Origin of the sequence: Arthrospira sp. PCC 8006 (genome assembly GCF_046480465.1) — a bacterium.
GTDB classification, from domain to species: Bacteria; Cyanobacteriota; Cyanobacteriia; order Cyanobacteriales; family Microcoleaceae; genus Limnospira; species Limnospira platensis.
Genome location: NZ_PKGG01000603.1, coordinates 1 through 368, shown reverse-complemented (window position 1 = coordinate 368; position 368 = coordinate 1). Strand labels below are relative to the sequence as shown.

Genomic DNA, 368 nt, shown 5'->3' with positions numbered 1-368 from the left:
TCGGGGCCGAGATCGCCCGGACGCGCCAGCCCGACCATCGCATTGAGATTGGCCCCATCCAGATAGACCTGTCCGCCATGGGCATGGACGATGGCGCAGATGTCCTTCACACCTTCCTCGAACACGCCATGGGTGGAGGGATAGGTGATCATCAGCGCGGCCAGCCGCTCGGAATGCTGCTCGGCCTTGGCCTTGAGATCATCGATGTCGATGTCGCCCTCGTCGGTGCATTTGACGACCACCACATCCATGCCCGCCATGGATGCGCTGGCGGGATTGGTGCCGTGGGCGGAGGAGGGGATGAGGCAAACAGTGCGTTGCGCATCGCCGTGCTCGCGGTGATAGCGGCGAAGGGCCAGCAGACCGGC

1 pseudogene is annotated in these 368 nt (G+C 64.4%); it reads right to left on the bottom strand.

The window, feature by feature from the left end:
- A pseudogene (locus tag B9T16_RS29570) lies at positions 1-368 on the bottom strand (glycine dehydrogenase (aminomethyl-transferring)); the annotation flags it as partial.